The 1,128-nt window shown below is 70.4% G+C and carries 1 pseudogene; it reads right to left on the reverse strand.

Going from position 1 to position 1,128, the window contains the following annotated elements:
• Positions 1-1,128, reverse strand: a pseudogene (locus R5W23_RS08775) (hypothetical protein); the annotation flags it as partial.

Here is a 1,128-nt window from a genome sequence, read left to right on the forward strand (position 1 = left end):
CAGCGCGTCCCGGGCCGCGTCACCGATACGAGCCACGGCCTGCTTCGAGATCAACTCCTTGTACTTCTCGTACACCCCCGGGCTCGCCAGAAAGGCCGTCGCCTCGCGGTACGCCTTACGCCCTGAGGCTACCTCATCCGTGGTCCACTTGTCAAACTCCGTCGTCAGAGCGGGGGACAGTTGGAGCGCCGGGAACTGGCCGTTCACGTCGTTGGGGCGTTTCAGCCGGTCTTCGACCGCCGTCTTCCAGGATTCCAAATCGGTGTAGAGGGTCGGCGGGCGCGGGGCGGGCGCCGGGGCCGGCGCGTTCTTCCGCGATTTCGGTGACTTCGGAGGGGCTGCGGTCGCTTTCTTCGGCGGCGCCGCGGGTTTGTAAGTGGTCTCGCCCGGCGGGAACCCGCCCACGAACGTGGCTCCCTTGGCGTGGTGCAGGTGGATGTAACCGGCCACGACCGGGTAGGCGTTCTGCTCGTGCGCCTGGAGCACCTCGGAGATCTTCGACAGCATCTCCGGGTCGGTGAGCACGACCTCGTCTTTGGACGCGCGCGTCTTAATGTCCGGCAGGCGCAGGAGCTGACCGTCGTCCTGGCGCAGGTCGTGGCCGTTCCCGACCGGGCTGCTACTCGCGTCGGCCCCGAACTGCCATTTGGCGTCGGCACCGACGAGCACCCACCCCGCGGCCTCCGCCTTGACTTCCGGCTTGGCACTCGACAGCGCGATGACCCGGAGGCGGCTGGCGTCGTCGCTCAGGCCCTCCAACTCGGCCTTGAGTTCGCTCGGGTTCTTGGTGTCGTCGGCGTCGGACCCGTTGGCCCTCACCCGCCGCCACCCCTTCGACACCGCACCGCCGCTGTGGTGAACGTCGCGGAGCTGCCACACGTTCCCCTTACCCGGGTCGGTGGTGGGCGCCGGGTTCCCGTGACTGTCGGTCTCGCTGCTTTCTCGTGCGCGCAGCCCCTCCCCGACCGGCGCGTTCGGGCTGCTCCCGTCCCCGCCGGCGCTACCCGGCGGCGTCGGTGTCGGTCCGCCGGGCGGCAGCCCGCCCCCGCCGCCCGGTTCCGGGGGCTCGAACCGCGCCTTCCACGCCCGGATGTTCGCCGCCACCTGCTCCGGGTCCGCGCCCGTCGA

The organism is Gemmata algarum (assembly GCF_034097035.1).
Lineage (GTDB): Bacteria > Planctomycetota > Planctomycetia > Gemmatales > Gemmataceae > Gemmata > Gemmata algarum.